Raw genomic sequence first — 26,768 nt, forward strand, 5'->3', positions numbered from 1 at the left:
CACCGGCGCGTTATCACCAGGCTTTAGCTCTCATTGAGCTTGATGCCCTGCTTTTTCACCAAGGATTTCATCTTTTCCAGCTCGGTCTTGATCTCCGCGGCATGTTCCGCCGGCGTGTTGCCGACCGGGTCCGCGCCGCTCGCCTTCATACGTTCGCGCACATCGGGAATGGCAAGCACTTTCACCACGGCTGCATGCAGCTTCTTGACGATTTCGTCCGGCGTTTTCGGCGGCGCGACCAGACCGTACCAGGCAGGGTCATTAACTTCCTTGAGGCCAAGTTCGGCAAAGGTCGGCACATTCGGCAAGGCATCCACGCGCTTGGACCATGACACCGCGAGCGGGCGCAGCTTGCCGCCATTGATGTGCGAGAGCGAAGACGGCAGATTGTCGAACATCATGTCGACCTGGCCTCCCAGGAGATCGTTCAACGCAGGGCCCGCGCCGCGATAGGGAACATGCAGAATGAAGGTGCCGGTGGAAACCTTGAACTGTTCGCCGATCATGTGCTGGATGGTGCAGGTGCCCGACGTCGCATAGGTCAGCTTGCCCGGATTGCGCTTGAGTTGCTCGATCAGTTGCTTGACGTCCTGCGTGCCGGCCTTCTGATTCACTGTCAGCACATTCGGCGTGCGCGCCAGGTTGGTGACCGGCGTGAATCCGGCGACCGGATCATAGTTGAGCTTGGGGTTGCAGGCCGGATTGACCGCATGGGTCGATACCGTGGAAATGCCCAGCGTGTACCCGTCCGGCTCGGCTCTCGAGACGGCGGTAGCGCCGATGCTGCCGCCGCCGCCGCCGCGGTTTTCCACGACCACGGCTTGTCCCAGTTCCTTGCTCATCCTGTCGGCCACGATGCGGGCGACGATATCGGTGGTGCCGCCCGGGGCGAATGGAACGATCAGCGTGATGGTCTTTTTCGGATAGCCGTCGGTCTGCGCATGGGCGTTTGCCGCCACAAGGCTGGTTGCAAGGCTCGATGCAAGAAGCAGCGCAATATGTTTCAGTCTCATGTTCTCTCCTGTTGAAAGTGCAGCGGGCGTTTAATGAATGGTTGACTGCGTGTGCCCGACATTGCACGATTCCTTTTGCATGCTCCGTGCCAGCCGAGACAATTCCCTAAGCCATTGATTTCAATGGGCATTAAGCGGCGACATCGTACAAGCGGCGGCGTTCTCGTGCGGTTTTTCAGACTGACTGCCGGGCCGATGTCTGAATAACCGCATGTCCGGAGGCTTGCTGCCCCTCTCACCGCGTAGACAGCCAACACGCGATACGAATGCGGCTGGAAATCGGCTAGTATTGGTTGGCTCGCCGGGAAGTGCCGTGCCCGCGGGCCATCCATTTCACGTCCAACCGCCGACAGCGACGCATCGCAAAAACCATGAGATTCGCTAAACAGAAAGTGCTGATTGCGCTTGCCGTCTTCGCCGCCATCGCCGCCGGGTTGCTGATCTGGACCGTGTACCTGGTGGCAAGGGACAGGGCAAGCGACGATATCCGGTCGGCGGCTGAGCGGCAGCTGCACATCATCGCGGTCGATCTCGAGTCACTGCTGGAACGCTACGAAACGCTGCCTTTCACGCTGAGCTTTCATCCGGAAGTCGTCAAGGCCTTGCAGCATCCGGGATCTGCGCAATCCCTGGCCGATCTGAATGGAACGCTGGAAGTGATACAACGGCAGGCCAAGGTCAGCGCCATCTACCTGATGAACCGCGACGGCGATACGCTAGCCGCGAGCAACTGGAACGAACCCCTCACCTTCATCGGCCGCAACTTTGCCTTCCGCCCGTATTTTCAAGATGCTTTCGCGGGTCAATCCGGCCATTTCTACGGCATCGGCAATGCCACCAGCGAACCGGGTTATTTCATCGCGCAGCCGGTCTATGCCACTCCTGCGGTACGTTCCGGCGAGCCTATAGGCGTCATCGCCGTGAAGATCAGCCTGTCGGAGTTCGAGCAGACCTGGCGCAGCAGCGAAGACCCGCTAGCGCTGGTGGACCGCAGCGGCGTCGTCTTCCTCAGCAACAGGGAAGCCTGGCGCTATCACAGCATCGCGCCGCTGGACAAGGCGGCGCAAGACGATCTCGCAGGCACTCGGCAATACGCGGGAAAGTCGATCGCCCCGATTTCCTCCCTGCCCAAGACCGCTGTCGCCGGCTTCGGTCCGCACGTCGGAAAACAGGTCGGCCGTCTTCGCTGGCAACTCATGCTGTTTCCTTCCATGGCGCGCGTACACCGGGCCGCGAGCTATGCGGCACTGTCCGCCGCGCTGGTGATCGGGATCGCGGCCCTTTCCCTGATGGCGATCCATCAGCGCCGGCGCCGCATCGAAGAGCGGCTCGAATCGCGCCGCGCATTGCAGCAGGCGGCGGAGGAGCTGGAACGCAGGATCGGCCAGCGCACCGCTGAACTGCTGGAAGCGAACCGGGACCTCGAACACAAGTTCACGAAGCTGCAGGAAACCGAACACCTGTTGCGCAATACGCAGGACGAGCTGGTTCAGGCCGGCAAGCTGGCCATGCTGGGACAGATGGCCGCCGGCATCACGCATGAACTCAACCAGCCGCTGGCGGCGATCCGCGCCTTCGCCGACAATGCCGTGACTTTCCTCGGCCGCGGCCAGCCGGACAGGGCACAGGACAATCTCGGGCAGATCAGCGCCGCGAGCGCCAGGATGGGCGCCATCATCGGCCAGCTCAAGGGCTTCGCCCGCAAGACCCACGACCATGTCTCGCGCGTCGACCTGGGCAGCGCCATTGCGGCATCGGTCATGCTTCTCAATAATGAATTCAAGCGGCATGGCGCCAGCCTGAGCACCGACATCGCGGAAAACATCATCGTCGCCGGCGACATGGTGCGGACCGAACAGGTTTTGATCAACCTGCTGCGCAACGCACTCGATGCGGTGGACGGCACGCCTCGGCGGGAAATATTCGTAAGCTTGCGCCGGGAAGACGGCGACGCGGTCGTGCGCATTCGCGATTCCGGACCAGGCATACCCGCAGAGGTGGCGGAACATCTGTTCGAACCGTTTTTCACCACCAAGCCGTCCGGCAAGGGGCTTGGACTGGGGCTCGCCATTTCCTCCTCCATCGTGCAGGCGATGAACGGTCAGCTGAGTGCGCAGAACTGGAGTGACGGACACCAGGGAAGCGAGGGCGGTGCGGAATTCATCGTGCGGCTGCCGCTGCAACCAACCATTTCACAACAGGACGGGAGCCAATTTGTCAGCGCTTGAAGCGATTCTCGTGGAGGATGAATACGCGGTGCGCCTCGCCACCGCGCAAACCCTGGAGCTCGGCGGCTTCCAGGTGCAGGCCTTCGAAGATGCGGAGCAGGCCTTGTCCGCGATCCATCCAGGCTTCCCCGGCGTGGTCATTACGGACGTCAGGCTGCCCGGCTCGTCCGGCCTCGACCTGCTTGCCCGGCTGACGGCCATGGATACCGATCTTCCGGTCATCGTCATTACCGGCCACGGCGACGTCGACATGGCGGTGGATGCCATGCGGGCAGGGGCCTACGATTTCATCGAAAAGCCCTTCGCGGCGGAACGCCTGATGGAGAGCGTGCGGCGTGCGCAGGAAAAGCGGCGGCTGGTCCTGGAAAACCGGCGCCTGAAGGCGGCCTGGTCATCGCATCCCGACATGCCGGCGCTGATCGGCGAATCGGCCGCGATCGAAAGGGTGCGCATGATGATCCGGTCGATCGGCCCCACGTCGGTCGACGTGCTGATCAATGGCCAGACCGGCACCGGCAAGGAAGTCGTCGCACGGCAGCTGCATGCGGCCAGCGGGCGCAAGGGACCGTTCGTCGCGCTCAATTGCGGCGCGCTTCCCGAAACGGTATTCGAAAGCGAGATCTTCGGCCACGAGGCCGGGGCATTCACCAGTGCCCAGAAACGCCGCATCGGCAAGCTCGAGTACGCCAACGGCGGCACCGTATTTCTCGACGAAATCGAGACCATGCCCTTGTCGCTGCAGGTAAAGCTGCTTCGCGTACTGCAGGAGCGCAGGCTGGAACGTCTCGGCGCCAATGTGCCGATCGACATCGACTGCCGCGTCATCGCCGCCAGCAAGGCCGATCTGCTGGCGCTCGGCGCGGAAGGAAAATTCCGCGAAGATCTGTACTATCGCATCGGCGTGGTCAGCATCGATTTGCCGCGCCTGGCGGAACGGCGCGAAGACATTCCACTGCTGCTGGCCCATTTCCTGGAAGGCGCGGCGATGCGTTTTCAGCGGCCGGTGCCGGCATGGACGGGCGCGGAGATGGCGCAATGGCAGGCACGGGACTGGCCGGGCAATGTGCGCGAGCTGCGCAATTTCGCCGACCGGCTGGTGCTTGGCGTCATCGGGCGCAACGAACACACGCCTCAGTCGCCGGAGATTAGCGCTGCGGGTGGTCTTACCCTTCCACAACAGGTTGATGCCTATGAAAGATTGCTGATATCACAGGCGCTGGCTGATCACGCGGGCAACGTCGCCGCCACCGCTCAGCATCTTGGAATCCCGAAGAAAACCCTGTACGACAAATTGAAAAAGCTCAATGTCAGTACCGTATGAATCAATTACGTCCGGCAAATACCTTGTACTGCGGCGATTTCTGACCCATATAACTAAATCACATACCACTTATTACGAAAATAAAGAAGACAACTATGATGCACTGCATTAAAGTAGCCCCTGTCTCCTCCAACTCTTCTTGAATTGGATTGAACCCGCAAGCTGCAAAGCCTGCGGGTTTTTTTTCGCCTTGGAAAATGACCGCCAAGGGCGGACAATGCCGGATCGCTTTTCGGCGCGGCTCAAGACTGCCTGCCTTCACCATTCACCATGCAAATCGAACGCATCCGCGAGCGCCTGCGCGCGCTTGGCGCCAAACCCACCCATGAACAGCGCGTGCTGCGCGACTGGCTGCAGGCACGGCCATATGATCATGGCCGCCGCCGTCCCAAGGATTTCCTGCCGCAACCGGTACGCGACGCGCTACCGGAGATCGATGCCGAGTTGCGCGGCATGGCGCGCCTGCTTTCCACGCATCCGGCGGACGACGGTTCGGCTCGCCTGCTGGTCGGCCTTGCCGACGGCCAGACTGCGGAAAGCGTTCTCCTGCCGCGCGGCGGACTGTGCGTGTCCAGTCAGCTGGGATGCGCAGTCGGCTGCCGGTTCTGCATGACCGGACGCGACGGCCTGCTGCGCCAGCTGACAAGCGGTGAAATCCTTGCCCAGGTGGCGCTCGGGCGCAGCCAGCGCGCGGTGAAGAAAGTCGTGTTCATGGGCATGGGCGAACCCGCGCACAACCTGGACAACGTGATGGAAGCCATCGATCTTCTTGGAACCGAAGGCAATCTCGGGCACAAGAACCTGGTGTTTTCGACAGTGGGCGATCCGCGCGTATTCGAAAGACTGCCGCAAGGCGCGGTCAAGCCGGCTCTCGCACTGTCGCTGCACACGACCAGACCCGACCTGCGGCAGCATCTGCTGCCGCGCGCCCCGCGCCTGACGCCGAGGGAGCTGGTCGACCTGAGCGAGGAATACGCCCGCTTGACTGCCTATCCGGTGCAATACCAGTGGACCCTGCTGGAAGGCGTCAATGACGGCGAGGACGAACTGCATGGCATCGTGGCACTGCTCAAGGGTAAGTTCGCGGTCCTCAACATGATTCCCTACAACACCAATCCCGACCTTCCCTACAAGCGCCCCTCCTGGGACAAGGCGCGCGGCATCGCGCGCTGGCTGCACCAGCACGGCGTGCTGACCAAGCTGCGCGATTCAGCGGCCCAGGAAGTCGATGGCGGCTGCGGACAGCTGCGTTCGCGGGCGGAGGCCTTGAAGCCGCAGGCGGAACCACAAAAGCCGCAGGCTGTGATGCTGCGGCGCATGTAATCCTTCGCCATGCCGCGCTTTCCCGGCCCGGCAGAGCTCACTGGATTTCGCGCAGCCGCCTTTCCTGCCGCCTTGTCAGCCGCTCGATATCGGCAATGTCGGCTGCCGACAGCTTGGGTCCCGGCTTGCGCACAGCCGCCGAGGCGATCACGCCGCGCTCGGCCATGATGTGCTTGCGGACCGCCAGGCCGATATTGGGCTGCTGCTCATAGCGCGCCAGCGGCAGATAAGCGTCGAAGATGTCGTGCGCCCGTTCGATGTCACCAGCCGCATGCGCATCCACCACCCCGACCATCATTTCCGGATAGGCGAATCCGGTCATTGCGCCGTCGGCACCGCGCGTCAATTCCTCCGGCAGGAACAGGCCTCCACCGTTGCCGGTCAGGATGGAGATGCGCCGGGTTTCGCCCCGGTCGCCCGCCGCCCGGATTGCGGAAAGCTTGGCCAGGCCGGGCATGTCTTCATGCTTGAGCATCACGCAGGCCGGAGAATGCTTGAGGATGCGCAGAATGACGCCAGCCGACATCTGTACACCGGTCGATACCGGATGGTCCTGCAGGCACCAGGGAACATCCGGCCCAAGGGTTTCATTGACCATGTCGAAATAAGCGGCGATCTGGTCATCGGTGCGCACCGTCGAGGGTGGCGCCACCATCACGCCGGAGGCGCCCATGTCCATTACGCTGGCCGTCAGCTCGCGCATCGGTGCAAATCCCGGCGCGGACGCGCCGACAATCACGGGTACCCGGCTGCCGACGCGCGCCAGTACCCGACTGACGAAAATGCGGGATTCGTCGGCGGTCAGCTTGGTGGCTTCGCCCATGATGCCCAGTATGGTCAGCCCTGTGGCCCCCTTCTCCAGGTAGAAGTCGACCATGCGGTCGGTGCTGTCGAGGTCGAGGTCCCCGTTGTCCCTGAACGGCGTGACGGCGATGAGGTACACGCCTTTGGCGGATGCGTCCAATGCTTTCATATCGGTTCCTTGTCGCTGAGGAGGGGGAAATATGCGGCATGACTCTCATGATGCCGTCCATTGGTCATTGTGCCTCTCGAGCGCCGCTCCTGCAGCGCACGGTACCTCCACGAACAAAGCCGGTTTAGTTGTCATTGACACATCTTGTTGGTACCGCTACCATTGCCTTGAAAATTGCTGGCCTCGTTTCTCGCGTCCTTGCGGCACCCATGAAAAGCTTAATCAGCAAGGTTCACCGCATGCAAGCATGGCGGCATTCAATGATATCGATGACATCGCCGATCCCATGTGCCACAACAACATCCGATCATTCGCTCGTCCAACCAGGAGACAAGGCATGACCAGCAGTCTGAACAGCAAACGACGCAGTTTCCTCAAGGCCGCCTCCAGCACCGGATTGCTGGCGCTCGGCGGCAACGCATTTGGACAATCCTTCGAATTCAAGCCGAACCAGCGCTATCCCGATCCGTCGGTACTCATCCTCGATCCGAGCTTCGCCAAATACCGGATCTACAGCAGCACCGTCGAACAGCTCGGCAGCGGCATGCGCTGGGCGGAAGGGCCGGCGTACTTCCCGAACGCCACGCCGGGCAAGCCGGGCTACCTGCTGCTGAGCGATATTCCGAACAATCGCCTGATGAAGTTCGACGAAGCGACCAGCAAGTTCTCCGTGCACAAGGAAAACGTGAATTACGCCAATGGCAATGCGCGCGACCGCCAGGGCCGGCTCGTCACTTGCGAGCATTCGGTGACGCGCCGGGTGGTGCGCAACGAAAAGGATGGAAAGATCACCGTGCTGGCGGACCGCTTCGAAGGCAAGCGCCTCAACGCGCCCAACGATGTGGTGGTCAAGTCGGACGATTCCGTCTGGTTCACCGATCCGCTGTTCGGCATCAATGGCGAATGGGAAGGCGAACGGGCCAAGCCGGAACAGGAAACGACCAATGTCTATCGCATCGCCAAGGACGGAAAGATCAGCGCCGTGATCCGCGACCTGGTCAATCCCAATGGCCTCGCATTTTCACCGGACGAGAAGAAACTGTACGTGGTGGAGTGGAAGGGCACGCCCAACCGCAGCATCTGGAGTTTTGACGTCAATGACGACGGCACGGTGGGAAACAAGACAAAGCTCATCGACGCCGATGGCCCAGGCGCGCTGGACGGCTTCCGCGTGGACCGCGACGGCAACCTGTGGTGCGGCTGGGGTTTCACCGGCGCGTTCCAGCCGGAGGCGACCGATGTCGGCGGCGGCCTGCGCGCCCATCTGCCGCTCGGAAAATCCGAGGAATTCGACGGCGTGAAGGTATTCAACAAGGATGGCAAGCCGATTGGCTTCATCCGCCTGCCCGAGCGCTGTGCCAATCTCGCCTTTGGCGGTCCCAAGCGCAACCGCCTGTACATGGCCAGCTCGCATTCTCTGTACGCGCTTTACGTGGAGGCGCACGGCGCGGTATAGAGCCGCAGCCCGGGAACACGACTCCGGCGCGCTTATTTTTCCCGCCGCGCCGGCACCAGTTGTCCCCGGATCAGCCATGCCCGGCTTTGCCTGCCTTGCAGCAGGCTGGTATTGGCGACGGCGATGCGGCCGTCGCGATCCAGGGCAAGCTTTTCCATCAGCCTGCCCTGGTGGCTGCCGTTGGTGCCGCCTTTGGGATCGGCGCTGTGGGGCACCGGCATTGGCGCGGAAAAACTGCGGCCGCCGTCCGACGACAGGACGAATCCGAGCCCGCGCGGATCTCTGCGGACATCGGGAAACTGCTCGTACACGATCATCACGCGGCCCAGCCCGTCCAGCGCGAGCGAGGGAAAATGCAGGCTCTTCCCTCGCCCTGTCATTGAGGTTGGGGTTGTCGCTGGCGCCGCGACTTCCATCGGCGCACGGAAGCTGCGTCCGCCATCGCTGGATTGCGTATAGCGGATCGCATGTCGGGCGAAAGGACCGCCCTCGCTCTGCGCATAGGCCAGATGCAGCACGCCGCCGGGCCCCGCCGCCAGCTTCGGCGCGTCGGCGTAGCGATCGGTCGGCGCAACGATCACCGGCGCGCCGAACGACTCGCCGCCGTCGACCGACTTCGCGACATGGATGTCGGCGCCATCATCCTCGCCGGTGGTCCATGCCAAGTAGACTGCGCCATCTTCGGCAAGCGCCAGCGACGGCGCGCGCACCGGCCGCGCCTGGCCGCCGCCTGCGATGCGCTGCGGCCGGGTGAAACTGCGGCCCCCATCGTTCGAGCGGCTGAACCAGAGCATGCCGTCGTATTCGGTCCAGGCGAAGTAGAGCAGGCCGCCGGGCCCCGCCACCAGGTCCTGGCTGCCGTTGTGCCAGACCTTGGAATTGATCCTCCCCTTGCCGTCGCCGCCGATGGATTCCGAGACGTTGAGCGGCGGCGAGAACGAAACGCCGTTGTCTTCGGAGCGCGCGATCAGCATGTCGCCGCCGTGCGAGCCGCCGGAAAAGATGATTTCCTGCCACAGCACGTAAATCCTGTGCGGCGCATCCGGCGCGCGCTCGATGCGGGGCAGCCAGGAAAAGGTCGAGGCGCTGCGCGAGACGTTCACGGAAGCCCCCTCCTCCGCCTTTGTACCGGCGGCCGGGATGAGCCGGAAGAACACATCCTTGCGTGCCTGGTCGACCCAGGCCACCGCGGCATTGCCCTGCGGGTCCAGACTGACCGTCGCATCGTCGACATAGCTGTATCGGGAATCGTTCTGCTGCCAGGGGCCCTTCTCGCCGCCGCCTTCCGCCACAGCTACGCTATCCCGCCAGGCGACTTCCATCTCCGCCGCTTTTGAAGACGAGGCAGCGGCGCCTGGCGCCAGGCAGGCGATGATGCAGCTTAGGACGAATGCCTTGCATTCACCCAGGCGGAAACAGGGCCAGCGTGCTGCTGTCAGCGGCAGCGCCGAAGAATTCAGAGAGGCAAGCATCGAACACATCGTTCTCTCCCGCAGCATGTGCGAACAGGGTGACTGAGGAATGGAATTTCAAATGATCGGGGTAGCCGAAAATCTCTTCGATCGACCTGCCCTTGATGCCCAGCGTCAGCCGGCAGCACTCCCGTAGCCGCGCGCCCAGCAGCGGATGTGACAGATAGGCGCGCGCTTCGTCGAGCGAACCGATCGCATACTTTTGCGCCATGGCGCTGTGTCCGAGGCCCGCGATCTGCGGAAAGATGAACCACATCCAGTGCGTACGCTTGCGTCCCTGCCGCAGTTCCTCGAGGACATCGGCATACACATCTTCCTGCGCTTGGACGAAGCGCTGCAGCTTGTAGGGGTCGCCCCGGGGTTCGTTCATGGCATTGCCTATGGAATCGCTTACGCTCTTGCCTGCTTTTTCAATCTGAAACCCATACGCCAGTTGGAACGCCGGGCACGGAAAAAGTTGGCGCGAGATGCAGCCGATCCGGTTATCCGCCACCCGGTTCGAGCGTGACCTTCCTTTGCAGCTCTAGCAATTCCGGAGGCCAGTGGCTCTTGATATAGGCCAACACCGCCGTGATCTCTTCGTCCGAAAGCAGGCCCGCATACGCCGGCATGTCGCTCTGGTAGCCTTCCGGCGCGGTCTTCCCCGGCACCAGGCCGTTCCTGGTGATGTCGACCAGCACGTTGTCCGGATGGTGCCAGGTATGGCCCGATGCATCATGAGGCGGGGCCGGCAGCCGCCCGTTGGACAGGCGAGTGCGCCAGTCGGGCTGGCCTTCAAGCCTGGCGCCGTGGCAGGCGGCGCAGTGCGAGGCGTAGACGCTCCTCCCGCGTGCGACCAGCGAGGCATCCGACGGATCAATAAAGGCTTGAGCCTTTCCACCCGGAAGCAGAAAAAGGCTGGCTGCGGCGAAGATGGACAGGATCGCGATGCCGGAAACGATGAGCTTTCTTTTCATGCTTGCTGGATATTGAATCGGTTTAGCGAGATGCGGGATGCTTTTTGCAGATACGTCCCACCCCCTTACGAAGCTGTCGTCGACTGGAATTGGCAATGTCCTGCATGAGCAACCAGCATTTTATTTGATGCAACGGCTTTGGCCCGGGGGCTGCGATGGATACAATATGCCCGGTCGCAAGCCGCCTGCATCCCACACGGATTTCCAGTTGCAGGCGGCTTGCCTTTCATGGTTTCAGGAGCCAGTATGTCAGAACAGGGAGAACCTCTCAGCCAGAGGCTGGGTGCCATTATCGAAAAGCTGCCGCCAACCGGGGTGACCTTGAGTCATCTGCTGGATCTGGTCGGCCAGGACGGGTTGATGATACTGATCGCATTGCTGTCGCTGGTCTTCATCATTCCCGTTTCGATTCCCGGCGTCAGCACCGTATTCGGCGCCGCCATCCTGCTGATTGCCGTCAGCCGCCTGTTCGGACGCAATCTCTGGCTGCCGCAATCCTTTCGCGAGCGCGAGATTTCCACGGAAAAACTGCGGCCGGTGCTGCAGCGGGCGTTGAAATGGCTGCATCGCCTGGAGCATGTCAGCCGCTCGCAGCGCATGGTCTGGCTGGCTTCGGGCAAGTCATGGCAGCTCTTGAACAATGCCGCACTGATCCTCGGCGCGGTCCTGCTGATGGCGCCGTTCGGCATGATTCCGTTCAGCAATACCCTGCCGGCGCTGGCGCTGCTGTGCCTGGCCGTCGGCCTGCTGCAGCGCGACGGACTGTGCATCCTGCTCGGACATGCTGCCAACGTGCTGTCCATTGTGTATTTCGCGCTGTTGATCGCAGGCGGAGGCATGATGCTGAAGCAGGCCTGGGATCATTTCACGCGCTGAAGAGGCATCGCGCCATCACGTAATCGCGGTTCGGAATTCCGGATTTCAGGTTGGCGGCTGCGGCCGATGACGTTCAAGGAATTCCCTGAAGGCAGGCAGGCTTTCCGCCCTGTATTCGACCATCGCCGGCGCCAGGTTGTCGCTTGCGGCGAGCAGGGCCTCCAGCGCCATGGGATTGCCTACCAGTTCGCTCAGCTTCCACAGATAAGTCTTGATGCCGAATACGACGGCGCCCGAACGCGGCAGCTTCGCAAAGGTTTCATGCTCGGACCGCAGGTAACCGTGTTCCCCCCAGTCATCCGCACTGAATGCAGCGGGCGGTTCCTGGATGACGTCCGGATGCAGGAATAGCTCGCCATCCGGTTTCATGCCCCAGTTACGCCGCCAGGTCCGCATGCCGGGCTGCATTTGCGTGAAGAATCTGTCGACGCGGCCCGCGAATTGCTCGATGTAATGCCGCACGTGGCCGTCGTGGATTTCATAGGGCGTCTTGCCGAGCCGGGCCGCCCGCTCGCTGCGCCGCCGCTTCTCATGCCATGCCTCCAGATCGCCTGGCGGCACCGCATCGTCGAACCGGCTGCGCAATGACCATCCGTTCGGAAACAGCAGCGCACCCGACTGCAGGACGTATGCCGCACCGCCTTCCCGCGGCGCCGGCAGCAGCAACAGCATGTCTTCGCTGGCCAGCAGCGCCACGGCCGTCATCGGGTCGGCGCCGCGCGGGCCGACATCGATGGCCAGTCCGGTCAGCGGCGACAGGATGAGATCGCCGTCGCGCTGGAAGTATGCGGGATAGGTCTGCAGCAGATAGGCCGCCACGTCATCGCGCAGTTCCAGTTCGGCCTGCCGCACCGCCTCGCCGGCGAGGCGGTCCACGACATGCTCCGGCCGGCTCCGCAGCAGCTGATATCGGTATCGGATCTGCTCCGGATAGGTGCGGTCGACCAGCAGCCATTCCAGGTCTTCCGGCCAGGCGTTGATCATCACGGTGCGGGGAACGGCGCGGAAGCGCACCATGTCATCAGCCCGCAAGCTTTCTGCCAGCGTCGCGCTTGTGGCCAGCCAGTCCGGATATACGCCATGCAGCGTCATGCTCTTCCGCTCCTTGTTTCCGTTTTCATTGCTCCGTCCGCCGGGGACGGGCATTGCACAAGGCGATGCCCGCGATCTCCGCCATAATGAAGAAGCTTTCCCTGTCGCAGGATACCGCCGCATGCAAACCGGAAAAAACCCTTCACGCCTTTCCTTCGCGAGCCAGTCAAGCATGTTCCGTGCGCACTGGTCTCGTTGCCTTCATGCTTTCCGTCTCTTCCTCATCACCGGCATGCCGCTTGTTTTCCTCTGCTGCAGCGCCTGGTCGGCCGACACGCTGAAATCAGGTTCGAAGCGCTTTACCGAATCCTACATCCTTGGTGAAATCGTGGCGCGGGCCGCTGCATCCCATGCGCCCGTCGAGCACAGGCAAGGCCTGGGCAACACGGCCATCGTGTTCGAGGCATTGCGTACAGGGAGCATCGATATCTATCCCGAATACACAGGCACCATCGAGCGCGAAATCCTGAAGCAGGATGCATCCGTGCCCGCCGAGGAAGCCCGCGGGCGGCTGGCCGAACTCGGCATCGGCATCGGCGTGCCGCTCGGCTTCAACAACAGCTATGCGCTCGCCATGCGCGCCGACGATGCGAAGCGGCTGGGCATCCGCGCCTTGAGCGATCTGGGAAAGCATCCGCAGCTGCGGCTGGGCCTGTCGCATGAATTCCTTGGCCGCGCCGATGGCTGGCCAGGCTTGTCGCGGCGCTACGCGCTCGGCCATTCCACGCGCGGCATGGATCACGGAATCGCCTACGATGCCCTGTCGCAAGGCCACGTGGATGTGATCGACATCTATGCGACGGATGCAAAGATCGAACAGCTTGGCCTGCGGGTGCTGGACGACGACCTCGACTATTTTCCCCGCTACGATGCGGTGCTCCTCTACCGGCTCGACGTCGAGCGGCGCTTTCCCGAAGCGTGGCGGGCGATTCAGGCGCTGCAAAACCGCATCCGGGCCGAGGACATGATACGGATGAACGCGGCCGCGGAACTCCAGGGCAAGAGCTTCGCAGCCATTGCGGGCGACTTTCTCGCCGGCGGACAGGCAGCGGCGAATGCAAGCCCGGATGCGCCGATGTCTGCCGGGATAAAAGCCGAAACCTCCATCGGCCTGCACGGCCGGCTGTTCGACGGCAATCTCTGGCGCCTGACCCGCCAGCACGTGTTCCTGGTGGCCGCGTCGGTAGGCGTGGCGGTCCTGATCGGCATCCCGCTCGGCATCGCTGCCGCATCGGTGCCTGTGCTGCGGCATGCAATCATGGCCGTCGTCGGCGTATTGCAGACCATTCCCTCGCTAGCCCTGCTCGCCATGCTGATCCCGGTGCTCGGTACGATCGGCATGCTGCCCGCGCTGATCGCACTCTTCCTGTATGCACTGCTGCCCATCGTGCGCAACACCTGCATCGGCCTGCAGCAGGTCCCCGCCGGTCTGCGGCAGGCGGCGCTGGCGCTGGGGCTGTCGCGCCGCCAGCGCCTGCTGCATATCGACCTGCCGCTGTGCATGCCCGTCATCCTCGCCGGCGTGAAGACGGCTGCGGTGGTCAACGTGGGTACGGCCACCATCGCCGCCTTCATCGGCGCCGGCGGCTACGGCGAAAGAATTGCCACCGGCCTGGCCCTGAACGACAACACCATGCTGCTCGCCGGCGCCATTCCGGCCGCGGTGCTTGCGCTGCTCACGCAGTGGCTGTTCGACCTGGCCGAGCATGCATGCCGGCGCGTTCACTCACGTCCTGCGGCCACGGAAGCTTCAGGCGGCTGACCTTGCCCGGCACGCTCCGCGCCCATGGAAGCCATCTGCTCCACGGGCGCCGGCGGAGCTTTGCCACGGCAAGCAGCGAGCATGTCGAGCTCGGAACGGTAGAGCGCGTTCCTGGTTGCCATTGCGCCTTGCAGCGTGTGGTACAGATTGTCATGGCTGTAGGATTTCGATGACTGCCGCCGCATGCAGGAGGTGTCCATGCCGAAGCGGTCCCGGTAACCATCCGACAACCAGATGATGAAAGGAATCCTTTTCTGTTCTTCCGGTGCAAGCTCGTAGGGCGCGCCATGCAGGTGAATGCCGTTCTCGCCCAGCGATTCGCCATGGTCGGATACATACAGAAGGAGAGTGTCGAAGCGATCTGAAAGGCTCTTCAGGAGCGCGATCTTTTCAGCCAGCAGCCGGTCGGTATAGACAATGGTGTTGTCATAGGCATTGCGGACTTCTTCCTGGCTGCAGCGAGTCAGTTCATTGGTGCGGCACACCGGCGCGAAGGTTTCGGCCGACTGCGGATAACGCTTGTGGTAGGCGGGGCCATGGCTGCCCATCTGATGGAAAGCGATCAGCGTGTCGCCTGCGGACTCGCGGAGCCGCGGTTCCAGCCCGGACAGCAGGATCTCGTCCAGGCAGGATTCGACATCGCAAAGCGAAGCCGAATTGCGCTGGCGGAATTGGACGGTCTTGATGCGGGCGCTAACGCCCTTGCTGCCGGCATTGTTGTCACGCCACTCGATTCTGACGCCGGCCTTCGCCAGCGTATCCAGTACATTTGCATGGCGCCTTGCCTGTGTCAGGCTGAAGGCGTCACGGCCAAGATGGGAAAACATGCAGGGCAGCGAAATCGCCGTCGTCGTTCCGCAGGATGTGACGTCGCTGAAATAGTAGAGGTGATCGAGCCGGCTCAGGCGGGGATTGGTGGGCCGGGCATATCCTCCGAGCTGGAAGTTCCCATGCCGCGCGGTTTCGCCGACCACAAGGAACATCAGGAGCGGCTTGGCACCGTTCGCTTGCCCTTCCAGATGCACCCGGTGAGGCATGCCGCCCGGCTCCGCCACCTGCTCGATCGGCGGGCCTGCAACCGCCGCGGCGGCAAAACGGGCGGCGCCATCAACCGCAGCGCCGGGCACGGACAGATAGCGAAGATGGGCATGGCGATGCATGGTTTCCAGGCGCGATGGAAACGCGGTCCAGGCCAGCGCGATCAAGGCCAGTCCGCACATCAGGAATACCGCACGGTGCAGCAGGTGGCGGCGCAGGTTCATTGCCGCCATGCTTGCCCGCCCTACCAGGAACAGGGGCAACACGCCAAGGCCGACCGCATAGAGCAGCAGGCTCGGACTGACGAGACCGACCGCTTCCCTGCGATTGGTCTCCATCAGGCTGCGTATCATTTCCTGGTCGATGGCCAACCCGAAGCTGTCGGCGCAGAAGGAAGCCATCGCGCAGACAGGAAACAGGAAAATGACCGTCCCCTTGAGCAGGCTGCGGCCGGGCAGCAGCAGCAGCGCGGCGGCATAGCCGAAGACAAGCACGAGCGCCAGCAACAGCAGGAAGAGCGCATCTGCAATCCGGCCCTGCCAGAAGACGGCGACCATCTCCTGCCAGAACCGCATGTTGAAGACCGCGAGGAAGAAGACGGCGGCGGTCAGCGAGAACGTGACCGGCGATCTGAAATGATAAAGCCCGCTACCGCCCGGGGCGCCCTGCGTCATCTCGCCGGAAGCCGGTACCTGCGTCATGCAATGGCTGCGTATGCTTTCAGGAACATCGTTAACCGAGAATGGTGAGCGTGCCGATTTCCGGTGTCGGGGTCTTGCCATAGGAATGAATGAGATTCAGCACCCGCATCAGTTCTTCCGGGCTGCTCGGATTGAAATCGCCGAGGTGGTCGTTGGTCAGGGAATACAGTTTCAGCGTGGTGCCGATCCCGCCCTGGTCCACCACGTGGACTTTCGCCACGTGAGCCAGGTTGATATGCCAGCCGTTGCCAATCTCGATGAACATGCATTCTCCTCTACAAATTAATCGGAATTAACAGAGTAGACACCCGCGGCGAAAAACAATTCGCGTGCCCGCATGCATTGCAGTGCAGCGATTATTGCTCTATGGAAGAGATTGAGACAGGCGGCAGGCGGCATGATGGCAAGTGCGCGGCTCAGCTTGCACACCGGGCATGCTTGCAGGACCAAGATGAAAACGGATTACGGGGAAGGATGCCGGCACCAAGCCGCGGGTGTTGCTTATGCGTAGTACACGCCGGATGAGAGGCTAAGACGCTAAGAGGCCAAGGCAATAGCTTTGCCTGTCCTGGAAGATGCGCTGATTCCTGCCGGGCCGGATGCATTCGCGCTCCGGCCCGTCCTGCGAAAGCCTCAGCAATAGCAGGCCGACGCCGGCTTGCGGATGAAGTTGCCGTCCTGGTTCGGCTCTTCCGTGGACAACTCGACACGAATTTCGCCGATGGAAATCGATTGCCCGCGCTGTACCGCGCGGCCGCCCACCCGTACCAGCGAAATGCTGACCTCGCGCGCATCCGATGCCGCCGGACCGGCGAGCACGCCGGTTGCCGGGAAGCTCATGTTGCCGCCGCCGTGGTGTTCCGCGGCCGCGATCTCGAACGGCCCGATCACGCCCAGCAGGTTGCGAAGCTGAGCCGACTCGGCATCATAGTCTTCGGGCAGATTGGCATAGACGTTGTAATAGAAGCCGCCGTTGCGCGCCTGGCCGTTCATTCTCACGCTCTCGAGCGCAACCCGCACCGACCTGTATTGCCCGTTGCCGCCGGACGCCGCCGCACCGGCGCCGCGCGCAAGGGCGGACTGCAGCTGCTGCCGGCCCGCGGCTTCGATCGGCACCTGCACGGTGGTCGATACGTCGGCCAGCGAGATGTTTCGCGCTCCACCGAGCGAACGCCGGCCGCCGCCCAGGTCCCTCGGTCCGGCCGGCGTGAAGGCGCCTGCCGCCGGCCGGCGGGAGCCCCGCCCGGTCTGCATCTGCACGCGCACCATGCGTGCCGCCTCCGCCCGCGGCGGAAAGGTCGAAGGCCGCGTCAGATCGTCATAGTGATAATTCATCCAGTTGATGTGATAGGTGCGGTCGCGCTGCGTGGACATGCCGGACCCGAAGTTGAACGACCCGCTCCAGTAGGGGTCGGTGTACCAGGGCATGTTCTTGCCATCGGGCAGGGCCCAGGCATGCCAGAGCCGGTCGATGTTGCAATGATGCAGCCAGAAAATCGGATCCATCGATGCATCCATGCCGGCCATGTAGCCGCCGATGATGTTGTGCACCGGATTATGCGGACCCCATTCGAGCAGCACCTCGAATGCATTGCTGGTGCCGCGCTGGAAGTTAACGATGCTGGCCTGGAAGGGCGCAAGCGTCAGCGAATCGTAGACATTGGTGTTGACGCGGTTGACGTATAGCGGGTTGTTCGAGGAAGGATCGGTGAATTCGGCGGGCACATTGGGGTTCTTGTAATAATCCCAGTAAGGCAGCGTGAGCTGGCTGTTGCCCGATACGGTGCGCAAGCGCTGCTCGAAGTGGTGAATGTAGGCACGGTGCCAGCTGAGAAAATACGGCACGCCGTGCAGGCCGGCATTCATGTGGAGGTCGGTCCAGTAACGCCAGCTCGACGGATCGGCGGCATTGTTATTGGCTCGCATGAGCCTGATCGCATCGAGGAAGGAAGCGTACTGCGGACTTGACCTGAACTGCTGCCATTCGAGGCGAGTCCAGATCGTACTCTGGGCGAGCGCCGAACGCGCGGGCAGCGCGGCGATGGCGATGGCGGAAAAGGCTCCCTTGACGAAACGTCTTCTGCTGATGTGTTGGGTTTCCATGGCGATCCTTCGGTGAGTCGGTGAGTCGGCGAGTGGGGGGCGGCTCACTGTTTATACGGCTATCGCACAAGGAATCGAAGATAATTTCAACCATTATTTGATGTATCTAAATACATGCATTTCACATATCTGGCATGTCGATTAATGCCGATGCATTTAATCGACAGCCTCGATCTGTGAGCACTTATGGTGCAGTCCCGCCATGCTTGTCGTCGGCCAAAGCCCTTCATTTCCGAAGATGTCGCGGCAAGGCTGATCGAAATCAAATCGCCTGCGATTGCAAACGGTAAAAGAAGCTAGCGGCAACGACGAAAAAGAATAGACATGCCGCTCAGCCGCATCCGTTGCCGGATGGCGGGACACCAGCATCCGCATTCACACCAAGCCGTCCGAGACCCGATCAACCGTCAGGCACGTCCCTACTCGTGCAGGAGGTGGAACCGTGATACGCCGCGCGACTAGAAAGCTGTGCGTCATCGAGACCAACGAAGTGCCGCTCAAGGTCTGGCGAACCTATGCGGACCGGCATCCGGAATCGACCATCGCCCGCCTTCTCATGCAGGGAAAACTCTTTCAAACGGTGGCGGACGACGTCGGCGAGGACGAGCTTTATCCATCCCAGACCTGGGCCTCGCTGAACACCGGCCTGCCGTACGAGCGGCATGGCATCCACTGGTACAACGATCCGAAACCGGACCGGCAGCAATTCTGGTGGCACCAGGCCGCATGCCGGGGCAAGCGCGTCGGGCTGGTCAACGTGCTGCACTCCTCGCCGCTGTCCGAGCTCGCCGCCGAAGCCCGCTACGCATTCCTGGTGCCCGACTGCTTTGCCTCCGACAGCGATACCCTTCCTGCCGGTTACCGCCATTTCCAGGAGACGAACCTCCGGTTAACGCGCGGCAGCGGACGTGTCGCCAGCCTGCGCGCAGCCGACCTGCTGCACATGGCGGCCCGCGCGGCGGCCATGCCGGGACGCTATGGCGTCGATGCATTCAGCCTGGGCGAATCTCTTCGCGCCCTGCCTGCGCTCATGCGCTCCCGGGAACGCATGCGCAACATGCAGTTTCCGCCGCTGGCAAGCATGTTCCTGCGGCTGATGCGCACGCACGACCCAGACATCGGAATATTTTTCACCAATCACATCGCGGCGGCGCAGCACCGCTACTGGTATGCGCTGTTCCCCAACGACTATGCCGAACGCCTCTACGATGAGGCCTGGTGCCGGCGTTACCGCAACGAGATCCTCGATGCAGTCGCCCTGATGGACCGGTACCTGAACCGGCTCAGCGCGTTTTGCGCAAGGACGAATCGCATACTCGTTCTGGTCTCCTCGATGGGACAGTGCGCGAACGAACAACTCGAGCAGCGCCAGGTGAGCAGCGAGCGCTGCTTCTACCGCATCGACAATCCGATGCGGTTTCTCGCCGCGGTTGCCGGGACGGCGGCGGCCGAGTGCAAGACCGCGATGGTGCCGCAATACAGCTATGCCTTCGGCGATGCTGCCGCGCTGGAGTCGGCTGCCGCCAGGATCAGGCGCTTCATCGGCGACAATCCGGCGCTCGCCGATTCGCGCATCGATGCCCGGGGGAACACGCTCACCCTGACCCTGGCCGTCGGCGACATGCCCGACCTGCTTAATGTGGGATCTAGCCGGCTCGGCCTGCGCGAACTGGGGATGGGCGCCGTGGCGGTGGACGACCACCATTCCGGCCGCCACCATCCGCACGGCATGCTGCTCGTCTGGAACGATGCCGAGGATGCGCTGTTCAGCCGGAAGAAGACGCCGCACCGCTTTTCCTATCTTGCCTATGCCGGGAACATGCGGACGTATCTCGACCTGCCGATGCCGTTACCGGGTTCACTGCAACTCGGGGTGCAGACTCCACTTGCCAGGGTGGCGGAGTCCGGTTGAAAACGACCGCCGGACGGGTGTCATGCGGGTACTGAATTGACTGTAGGAAAAACCCGAACGGGGGTAAAGGTTTCCTGTAAACCTTTGTTGCAAAAGCGTTTTTCCTTTAATCCACATTCCCTGTGGAAAACTTTGTGGGTAAGTCCGAAAAGCGGCGAAAAAACCTCGCATTCATGCGGTTCCGAATAGATTGCCTATTTCTTGAGCAAAACAAGGAAGTGATAAAAATCAATGACTTAGAAACCGCTTCCCGAAGCAGGCATTAGAGCAGGCGCAAATTATCCGTGCATCGTTCATGACATTTTTCCATGTGCACAACTCCTGCTTTCCGAATCCTGTCAAGGGGTTGTGTACGCTTTTTCCGACGCCCCAACTCCGCTTGCGACACCAGCGTGCCGCCAGGCCATCTTCACTGCAGGGCCTGAAACGAAAACGCATGCTGCTCCGGCCACGGAGCCGGTGCAGCATGCGTTGCTAACTTTTTTGCTGATTGTTTTGCCGGGTGGTCTGGACCGTTATCTAGCGCAACCGCTGTACAGCGCCCGCCTGGGATTCATCCAGCTTGAAGACGCTGACCACGCGGGCCAGATTGGCGGCCTGGTCCTGCAGCGACTGGGCTGCGGCGGCCGCCTCTTCCACGAGCGCCGCATTTTTCTGCGTCGCGCTGTCCATCTGCGTGATCGCCAGGTTGACCTGGCCGATGCCATCGCTTTGCTCATGGCTGGCCGTGCTGATCTCGCTCATGATGTCGGTCACGTTCCTGACGGAGGCGACGATCTGTTCCATGGTCAGGCCGGCTTCATCGACCAGCGTGCTGCCGGCTTCCACCTTTACCACCGAATCGTCGATCAAGCCCTTGATTTCCCTGGCCGCCTGCGCCGAACGCTGCGCAAGGGTCCGCACCTCGGAAGCCACGACCGCGAAACCCCGGCCCTGCTCGCCGGCACGCGCCGCCTCCACCGCCGCATTGAGCGCGAGGATGTTGGTCTGGAAGGCGATGCCATCGATCACGCCGATGATGTCGACGATCTTGCGCGAGCTGTCCTTGATCGACCCCATGGTCTGCACCACCTGGCCGACGACCTGTCCGCCCTTGGTCGCCTGGCTGGACGCTTCCAGCGCCAGCCGGTTGGCCTGTATCGCGCTTTCCGCATTCTGCTTCACCGTCGCGGTCAATTCTTCCATCGCCGACGCGGTTTCCTCCAGGCTCGATGCCTGGGCTTCGGTACGCGATGACAGGTCCATGTTGCCCGCCGCGATCTGGGTCGTCGCGGCCGCAATGGTCTGTGAGCTGCTGCGTATTTCTCCCACGGTCCTGTTGAGCGACGAGACGAAGCGGTTGAATCCGCCTGCCAGCTCGCCGATCTCGTCTTCTGATTCCACGACCATGCGGCGGCTGAGATCGCCGTTGCCGTCCGCGATTTCGCCGAGCATCCTGGCGGCGCGGCTGACCGGCGCGGCGATGGCGCGGCTGATGAAGAAAATCATCAGCAAACCAAGTCCGCCGCCGACCACCGCTGCCACTACCGCCGAGATCGTAGCCGAACGGGCGACATGTCCGAGCACTTCGGCTTCCGGTACTTCGGCAACGACATAGAGGTTCAATTCGGGGACAAAGGACGACGCGACGAAACGGGTACCGTCGGCTTCATAGGTGGCATGGGCGAACTGCTTGCCGCCGAGGAGCTGCTGGCTCAGCTCGGCCGTGAAGCCCGGGCTGTCCTTGAGAAAGTGCTTGCCGTCGGCGAGTGCGGAATCGCGATGGATGAGATAGCTGCCATCGGCGCGCACCAGGTAGACGAATCCGGATTCCCCGACGCGATAGGCGCGGATGGCATCGGCCAGCGCATCGACCGACAGGCCCAGCCCGGCCACGACCTGCTTGTCCGGAGCGGCATCGGCGCGGACATTGATGAACAACATGTATTTGTCCGCGCCGGCATCCTTGTCGATATCGAGCGTGTACGCTTTTCCGCTCGCCAGAAAACCGTAGAGCCACTGGTCGCCGGCGGCGGCCTTGTCGAGCGTGCGGTTGAGGCCGGCGTCGGTGAAGTATTTGCCGGTCGCGCCCGATACCCAGAAAATGGAAGCCGCCTTGTTCTTTTCCTTCATCTGGGCGGCATAGCGCTTCCAGCCTTCCAGGCCTGTTTCATCCAGGCCCTGCTGTTCCCATTGCTGCAGAAAGCTGTTGTTGGCGATCGCTTGCGAAGTCGCCAGGGGTTGCGCGATATGGCGCAGGATGTCGTTGCGGATTTCGCCAACCACGGCTGGCAGCTCCTGGCTTACGACGCGGTCCTTGGCATTGCTACCGGTCAGCGTAATGCTCAGGACGGAAGATACCAGGGCAAACAGCATCAGGCACAGGGCCATGCTGAACAAAAGTTTCTGCTTGATCGAGAGACGGCTTATGAAGCGCACGAGGGACCCCTTGGTGGACTTGATTGACTTGGCGAACTTGATTGACTTGGTCAATTTGAAAAAGAACCGTCAGCAGACAAGCAACATTTTGCGTAAAGAAATCTTTACATATCTTGCCCAAGCAATTGCTGTAGGTATACCGTGCGCTCAGTTTGATATCTGCAATGTTGCGTGATATCCACTATAAGGATGCGTATATGAAAATCGCGCCAAGCGGCGCGATTTTCATATGCAGGTGCATGCCGGGCCATCCGGCGCGACTCCCGGTTTGCGGGCTTAACCGACCCGCGGTTATAGGATTAACCGTTAATAGAGCGACTACCTAATCCCCGTCGGCAGTCAGTGCATGGAAGGAATGATGAAGCGGGAAGTGGAAGCCGGTAGCGATTATCGAGGGAGCGGCCAGCGGCTCAAGGAATTCTTAACATTACGTTGATGGTGATTCCGGAGTCCTGCCTGCAGGCGGATAAACAGGAACATACACCGGGGCCGCTTCGTAATAGTCATGGCGTGGCCCATTGCATTTACGCCCTTCATTTGCTCAGCTCGCCGCTCGCCATCTTCCTCCCGGCTCACTTGATTGCGAACCGGACGGAGACCGTCTTTTTGTCAGCCAGCGTTACCGCAGCAATGGCCTTGGCACCGGCACCCAGCTTTGCATCGCCCCTGGCCACGAGCTTATTGTCACCGGCCGACTCGAGCGGAAGCTCCGTCTTTTGTGCGCCATTGAGTACGGTCAGCTTGCCCGACGCACCTTCGGTCGGCACCGGCTTGCCGTGGTCATCCACATATATCGTCGCTGTTCCATCCTTGTTCACCAGCTCGAGGCTGACGCCGTTGCTCGATTCCCGCACGATACCGCCATGCCTGGCTGCTTCGCCATGCGCCAATGCCTGGCCGGACATTGCAACGGCAACCGGCATTGCGAAAAAGGCCAACAAATTTTTCATTGCTTGCTCCATTCAATATTTGGCAGCGGCTGTGTATCGGGCGCCGCTGCATCAGCCCATCTTCAATTTCAATACGCTTCCTGCGTCTTGCCCGCGACGATGCGTTCGAGCGGCCCGCGGCCGACCAGCCAGAAGATCAGCGGAGTGAGCAAGGTGTCGAGCAGCGTCGAGCTGATCAGGCCGCCAAAGATCACGACGGCCACCGGGTGCAGGATTTCCTTGCCCGGCGCATCGGCGGCGAGAAGGAGCGGCACCAGCGCGAAGGCTGCAACGAGGGCGGTCATCAGCACGGGCGTGAGCCGTTCGAGCGATCCGCGGATGATCATCTGCGTGCCGAAGGCTTCGCCCTCGAACTTGCACAGGTTGATGTAGTGGCTGATCTTCAGGATGCCGTTACGGGTCGCAATGCCGGTCAGGGTGATGAAGCCGACCATGGACGCCACCGACAGCGAGACGCCGGCAATCCACATCGCGATCACGCTGCCGATCAGGGCGAACGGAATGTTGCCCATGATGACCAGTGCAAGCACAGAGGACTTGTAGCGCGAGTAAAGCACCAGGAAAATCATCGCCAGCGAGACCAGCGACAATCCGGTCATCAGCCGGGTCGCCTGCTCCTGCGCCTGGAACTGGCCTTCGATGCTGACGAAATAGCTCCCCGGCAGCCGGGTCGCGGCGACCGCCTCGCGGATGTCGGCGACGACGCGGGACATGTCGGAACCATCGGTATTGGCATAGACGATGATGCGCCGCCGGCCGTTCTCCCGGCCAATCTGGTTCGGGCCGTCGCTTTCCTCGACCGTTGCGATGGCGGAGAGAGGTATCCGGCCGGCCGGACTGTCGAGCATGACGCGTGACAGGTCCCGCGGCGAGCGGCCCTGGTCCGGCAGGCGCACCATCAGGTCGAACCGCCGCGGTCCATCCACGACCTGCGCTACGCGCTCTCCTTCGGAGAGGGTCTCGAGTGTCTTGAGAACCTGCCCCGGCGGAAGGCCAACCTGTGCCGCCTTGCGGTAATCGATGCGCACCTTGATCTGAGGAATGAGCACCTGGCGTTCCACCGAGAGATCGACGAGTCCCGGAACGCCTGCAAGTTTGCCCCGCAGTCCCTCGGCTAGTCCACGCAGGGTGTCGAGATCATCGCCATAGATTTTCACGGCGATCTGCGCGCGTACGCCGGATAGCAGATGGTCGAGACGGTGCGAAATCGGCTGGCCGATAGCGACCGAGGCAGGGATGACCGCCATCCTTGCGCGCAGGTCGGCCATCACTTGTTCCCTATCGCGCCCGGAGCGCTTGAGGTCGATGTCGATCTCCGATGAATGGACACCTTCCGCATGTTCATCCAGCTCGGCCCGGCCTGCGCGGCGCCCGACCCGGGACACTTCCGGCACTTCCCGGATGAGCGTCTCGGCGAGCGCTCCCATGCGGTTGGCCTCCGCAAGCGAAGTGCCCGGGGTGAAGGTCATGCCCATTACCAGCGAGCCTTCGTTGAACGACGGCAGAAAGGCGCGCGGGAAGAACGGCACGGTCGCCGCAGCGACGGCAACTCCCAGCGCGGCAGCCGCGAGGATGGGTTTCGCGCGCGGGAAAGACCACTCCAGCGCCTTGCTGTCCCAAGCCTTGAGCTTGCGGACAAGCGGACTGTCGCCGTGGCCCAGCTGCTTCATGTTCGGCAACAGGAAATACGACAGTACGGGGGTGACCGTCATGGAGACCAGCATCGATGCCAGTATGGAAACGATATAAGCAACGCCAAGAGGCGCAAACAGGCGTCCCTCGATACCGGGCAGGGCAAACAAGGGGACAAACACCAGTACCACGATGATGGTGGCATAGACGATGCCCGAGCGGACCTCCACCGATGCATGCCAGATGGTATGCAGCAGGGAGGCCGGGTTCGCGTCGCCCTGGCGCTGCTTCAGCCGGCGCAAGATGTTTTCCACGTCCACCACGGCGTCGTCCACCAGCTCGCCGATGGCAATGGCCAGGCCGCCGAGGGTCATCACATTGATCGACTGGCCCAGCAGGTGGAATACCACTGCGGTAACGGCCAGCGAGAGTGGAATCGCCAGCAGTGAAATGGCCGTGGTGCGGAAGTTCAGCAGGAAGGCAAACAGGACGATGGCGACCATGATGGCGCCATCGCGCAGCGCCTCGATCACATTGCCAATGGACGCCTCGATGAAGTCGGCCTGGCGGAACAGGATTTCCGGCGCGGACAGACCGGCGGGCAGGCCCTGCTTGAGTTCGCCGAGTGCCCTCCCGATTTCCCCGGTAAGCTCGACCGTATCGGCGGCAGGCTGTTTCTGCACGCTGACGATGACGGCCGGCTTGCCATTCATGCCGGCGTCACCCCGCTTGAATGCCGGCGCATAGCGAACCGAGGCGACCTGTTCCAGCAGTACCGGCGTTCCATTGCGAAAGGCCACCGCCATGCCCTTCACATCTTCCAGGCGCGTGGTGCGCCCCAGGTTGCGAATCAGGTACTCGCGGGCATTGAGGTCGATGAAGCCGCCGCTGGTATTGGCAGCGAAGCCTTGCAATGCATTCGAAATCTGGTCCAGCGTTACGTCGAACTGCGCCATGCGGGCAGTATCGGGTTCGACCCGAAGCTGGCGAACCTCTCCACCGATCGGAATGACTTGAGATACCCCCGGGATCGACAGCAGCCGGGGACGAAGCACGAAGTCGGCGTACTCGCGTGCCTGCATCGGACTTGCCTTCGATACGTCGATAGGCAGGGCGATGAGCATGATCTCGCCCATGATCGACGACACCGGGCCCATGACGGGGGTAATGCTCGCCGGCAGCTGCTCCCTGACCAGCGTCAACCGCTCCGCGACCAGCTGGCGGTTGCGGTAAATGTCCGTATTCCAGTCGAACTCGGCGTACACAATCGACAAGCCGACTCCGGACACCGAACGGACCCGCGTAACTCCGGGCATGCCGTTCAGCGCGGTCTCCAAAGGAAAGGAGACAAGCTGCTCGACTTCTTCCGGAGCCATGCCCCCGGCTTCGGTCATCACGGTCACCAGCGGCTTGTTCAGATCCGGGAAGACGTCGACCGGAGTGCGCCCGGCCATGAATAAGCCGTACACGACGAGAATCGCAGCGGCCGCCAGCACCAGCAGCCTGTTTGACAGACTCGAACGGACTATCCAGTTGAACATA

General features: G+C 62.1%; 19 protein-coding genes. 7 read left to right on the forward strand and 12 right to left on the reverse strand.

Annotation, left to right across the window (positions count from 1 at the left end; genetic code table 11):
• Positions 1-23: 23 nt before the first annotated feature.
• On the reverse strand, positions 24-1,013 hold the full coding sequence (locus tag RY831_RS20855) for a tripartite tricarboxylate transporter substrate binding protein BugE (protein ID WP_326508300.1): 990 nt from the start codon (positions 1,011-1,013) through the stop codon (positions 24-26).
• 371 nt (positions 1,014-1,384) lie between these two features.
• Between RY831_RS20855 and RY831_RS20860 the strand changes: the two genes are divergently transcribed.
• From RY831_RS20860 to RY831_RS20870, 3 genes are all read left to right on the forward strand, one after another.
• A complete protein-coding gene (locus tag RY831_RS20860; RefSeq protein ID WP_326508301.1) occupies positions 1,385-3,241 on the forward strand; it encodes a sensor histidine kinase in 1,857 nt (618 codons plus the stop codon).
• Positions 3,228-4,562 (forward strand): sigma-54-dependent transcriptional regulator, encoded by a 1,335-nt coding sequence (locus tag RY831_RS20865; RefSeq protein WP_326508302.1) that lies wholly within the window; start codon positions 3,228-3,230, stop codon positions 4,560-4,562. The genes RY831_RS20860 and RY831_RS20865 overlap by 14 nt, the downstream gene beginning before the upstream one ends.
• A gap of 270 nt (positions 4,563-4,832) precedes the next feature.
• Positions 4,833-5,885, forward strand: a complete 1,053-nt coding sequence (locus RY831_RS20870) for an RNA methyltransferase (protein ID WP_326508303.1) — start codon at positions 4,833-4,835, stop codon at positions 5,883-5,885.
• 37 nt (positions 5,886-5,922) lie between these two features.
• Here the strand turns inward: RY831_RS20870 and RY831_RS20875 are convergent, their stop codons facing one another.
• Positions 5,923-6,858: a dihydrodipicolinate synthase family protein gene (locus RY831_RS20875; protein ID WP_326508304.1), complete on the reverse strand. Its 936-nt coding sequence runs from the start codon at positions 6,856-6,858 to the stop codon at positions 5,923-5,925.
• Between the two features lie 337 nt (positions 6,859-7,195).
• On the opposite strand from RY831_RS20875, the gene RY831_RS20880 reads away from it, so the two are divergent.
• Complete coding sequence (locus RY831_RS20880) at positions 7,196-8,314, forward strand: SMP-30/gluconolactonase/LRE family protein (RefSeq protein WP_326508305.1); 1,119 nt, start codon at positions 7,196-7,198, stop codon at positions 8,312-8,314.
• Between the two features lie 32 nt (positions 8,315-8,346).
• On the opposite strand, the gene RY831_RS20885 is transcribed toward RY831_RS20880, so the two are convergent.
• From RY831_RS20885 to RY831_RS20895, 3 genes are all read right to left on the reverse strand, one after another.
• A complete protein-coding gene (locus tag RY831_RS20885; protein WP_326508306.1) occupies positions 8,347-9,786 on the reverse strand; it encodes a sialidase family protein in 1,440 nt (479 codons plus the stop codon).
• Positions 9,716-10,156 (reverse strand): DUF1810 domain-containing protein, encoded by a 441-nt coding sequence (locus tag RY831_RS20890; RefSeq protein ID WP_326508307.1) that lies wholly within the window; start codon positions 10,154-10,156, stop codon positions 9,716-9,718. Before RY831_RS20890 ends, RY831_RS20885 begins: the two co-directional genes overlap by 71 nt.
• A gap of 112 nt (positions 10,157-10,268) precedes the next feature.
• Positions 10,269-10,742, reverse strand: coding sequence for a c-type cytochrome (locus RY831_RS20895; protein WP_326508308.1), 474 nt, complete (start codon positions 10,740-10,742; stop codon positions 10,269-10,271).
• Between the two features lie 246 nt (positions 10,743-10,988).
• Here RY831_RS20895 and RY831_RS20900 point away from each other — a divergent pair, with 246 nt between their 5' ends.
• The gene (locus RY831_RS20900; RefSeq protein ID WP_326508309.1) at positions 10,989-11,618 is read left to right on the forward strand and encodes an exopolysaccharide biosynthesis protein; all 630 of its coding nucleotides are present in this window, start codon (positions 10,989-10,991) and stop codon (positions 11,616-11,618) included.
• Positions 11,619-11,663: 45 nt separating this feature from the next.
• Here RY831_RS20900 and RY831_RS20905 read toward each other — a convergent pair whose 3' ends face one another.
• Positions 11,664-12,710 carry a heme-dependent oxidative N-demethylase family protein gene (locus RY831_RS20905; RefSeq protein WP_326508310.1) on the reverse strand — a complete coding sequence of 349 codons (1,047 nt, stop codon included), beginning with the start codon at positions 12,708-12,710 and terminating at the stop codon, positions 11,664-11,666.
• Between the two features lie 232 nt (positions 12,711-12,942).
• On the opposite strand from RY831_RS20905, the gene RY831_RS20910 reads away from it, so the two are divergent.
• Positions 12,943-14,472, forward strand: a complete 1,530-nt coding sequence (locus tag RY831_RS20910; protein ID WP_326508377.1) for an ABC transporter permease/substrate-binding protein — start codon at positions 12,943-12,945, stop codon at positions 14,470-14,472.
• Here the strand turns inward: RY831_RS20910 and RY831_RS20915 are convergent.
• From RY831_RS20915 to RY831_RS20925, 3 genes are all read right to left on the reverse strand, one after another.
• Positions 14,433-16,211 carry a phosphoethanolamine transferase gene (locus RY831_RS20915; RefSeq protein WP_326508311.1) on the reverse strand — a complete coding sequence of 593 codons (1,779 nt, stop codon included), beginning with the start codon at positions 16,209-16,211 and terminating at the stop codon, positions 14,433-14,435. The genes RY831_RS20910 and RY831_RS20915 overlap by 40 nt on opposite strands.
• A gap of 31 nt (positions 16,212-16,242) precedes the next feature.
• On the reverse strand, positions 16,243-16,476 hold the full coding sequence (locus tag RY831_RS20920) for a hypothetical protein (RefSeq protein ID WP_326508312.1): 234 nt from the start codon (positions 16,474-16,476) through the stop codon (positions 16,243-16,245).
• Between the two features lie 368 nt (positions 16,477-16,844).
• Positions 16,845-18,314 (reverse strand): tyrosinase family protein, encoded by a 1,470-nt coding sequence (locus tag RY831_RS20925; RefSeq protein WP_326508313.1) that lies wholly within the window; start codon positions 18,312-18,314, stop codon positions 16,845-16,847.
• Positions 18,315-18,756: 442 nt separating this feature from the next.
• Between RY831_RS20925 and RY831_RS20930 the strand changes: the two genes are divergently transcribed.
• Complete coding sequence (locus RY831_RS20930; protein WP_326508314.1) at positions 18,757-20,226, forward strand: hypothetical protein; 1,470 nt, start codon at positions 18,757-18,759, stop codon at positions 20,224-20,226.
• Positions 20,227-20,745: 519 nt separating this feature from the next.
• Here the strand turns inward: RY831_RS20930 and RY831_RS20935 are convergent.
• The 3 genes from RY831_RS20935 to RY831_RS20945 all read right to left on the reverse strand — a co-directional run bounded on the left by RY831_RS20935 (position 20,746) and on the right by RY831_RS20945 (position 26,767).
• Positions 20,746-22,644, reverse strand: coding sequence for a methyl-accepting chemotaxis protein (locus RY831_RS20935; protein ID WP_326508315.1), 1,899 nt, complete (start codon positions 22,642-22,644; stop codon positions 20,746-20,748).
• Positions 22,645-23,216: 572 nt separating this feature from the next.
• Positions 23,217-23,594: a hypothetical protein gene (locus RY831_RS20940; RefSeq protein WP_326508316.1), complete on the reverse strand. Its 378-nt coding sequence runs from the start codon at positions 23,592-23,594 to the stop codon at positions 23,217-23,219.
• Between the two features lie 68 nt (positions 23,595-23,662).
• A complete protein-coding gene (locus RY831_RS20945) occupies positions 23,663-26,767 on the reverse strand; it encodes an efflux RND transporter permease subunit (RefSeq protein WP_326508317.1) in 3,105 nt (1,034 codons plus the stop codon).
• Between the last annotated feature and the right edge of the window lies 1 nt (position 26,768).

The organism is Noviherbaspirillum album, from assembly GCF_035916955.1.
Classification (GTDB): Bacteria; Pseudomonadota; Gammaproteobacteria; order Burkholderiales; family Burkholderiaceae_D; genus Noviherbaspirillum; species Noviherbaspirillum album.

Bases quoted from the DNA above. Each gene is read 5' to 3' on its own strand.
- RY831_RS20860 (WP_326508301.1), top strand. From the start codon at position 1,385: ATGAGATTCGCTAAACAGAAAGTGCTGATTGCGCTTGCCGTCTTCGCC.
- RY831_RS20925 (WP_326508313.1), bottom strand. From the start codon at position 18,314: ATGGAAACCCAACACATCAGCAGAAGACGTTTCGTCAAGGGAGCCTTT.
- RY831_RS20870 (WP_326508303.1), top strand. From the start codon at position 4,833: ATGCAAATCGAACGCATCCGCGAGCGCCTGCGCGCGCTTGGCGCCAAA.
- RY831_RS20875 (WP_326508304.1), bottom strand. From the start codon at position 6,858: ATGAAAGCATTGGACGCATCCGCCAAAGGCGTGTACCTCATCGCCGTC.
- RY831_RS20920 (WP_326508312.1), bottom strand. From the start codon at position 16,476: ATGTTCATCGAGATTGGCAACGGCTGGCATATCAACCTGGCTCACGTG.
- RY831_RS20940 (WP_326508316.1), bottom strand. From the start codon at position 23,594: ATGAAAAATTTGTTGGCCTTTTTCGCAATGCCGGTTGCCGTTGCAATG.
- RY831_RS20905 (WP_326508310.1), bottom strand. From the start codon at position 12,710: ATGACGCTGCATGGCGTATATCCGGACTGGCTGGCCACAAGCGCGACG.
- RY831_RS20945 (WP_326508317.1), bottom strand. From the start codon at position 26,767: ATGTTCAACTGGATAGTCCGTTCGAGTCTGTCAAACAGGCTGCTGGTG.
- RY831_RS20895 (WP_326508308.1), bottom strand. From the start codon at position 10,742: ATGAAAAGAAAGCTCATCGTTTCCGGCATCGCGATCCTGTCCATCTTC.
- RY831_RS20855 (WP_326508300.1), bottom strand. From the start codon at position 1,013: ATGAGACTGAAACATATTGCGCTGCTTCTTGCATCGAGCCTTGCAACC.
- RY831_RS20915 (WP_326508311.1), bottom strand. From the start codon at position 16,211: ATGACGCAGGTACCGGCTTCCGGCGAGATGACGCAGGGCGCCCCGGGC.
- RY831_RS20880 (WP_326508305.1), top strand. From the start codon at position 7,196: ATGACCAGCAGTCTGAACAGCAAACGACGCAGTTTCCTCAAGGCCGCC.
- RY831_RS20900 (WP_326508309.1), top strand. From the start codon at position 10,989: ATGTCAGAACAGGGAGAACCTCTCAGCCAGAGGCTGGGTGCCATTATC.
- RY831_RS20910 (WP_326508377.1), top strand. From the start codon at position 12,943: ATGCCGCTTGTTTTCCTCTGCTGCAGCGCCTGGTCGGCCGACACGCTG.
- RY831_RS20885 (WP_326508306.1), bottom strand. From the start codon at position 9,786: ATGCTTGCCTCTCTGAATTCTTCGGCGCTGCCGCTGACAGCAGCACGC.
- RY831_RS20890 (WP_326508307.1), bottom strand. From the start codon at position 10,156: ATGAACGAACCCCGGGGCGACCCCTACAAGCTGCAGCGCTTCGTCCAA.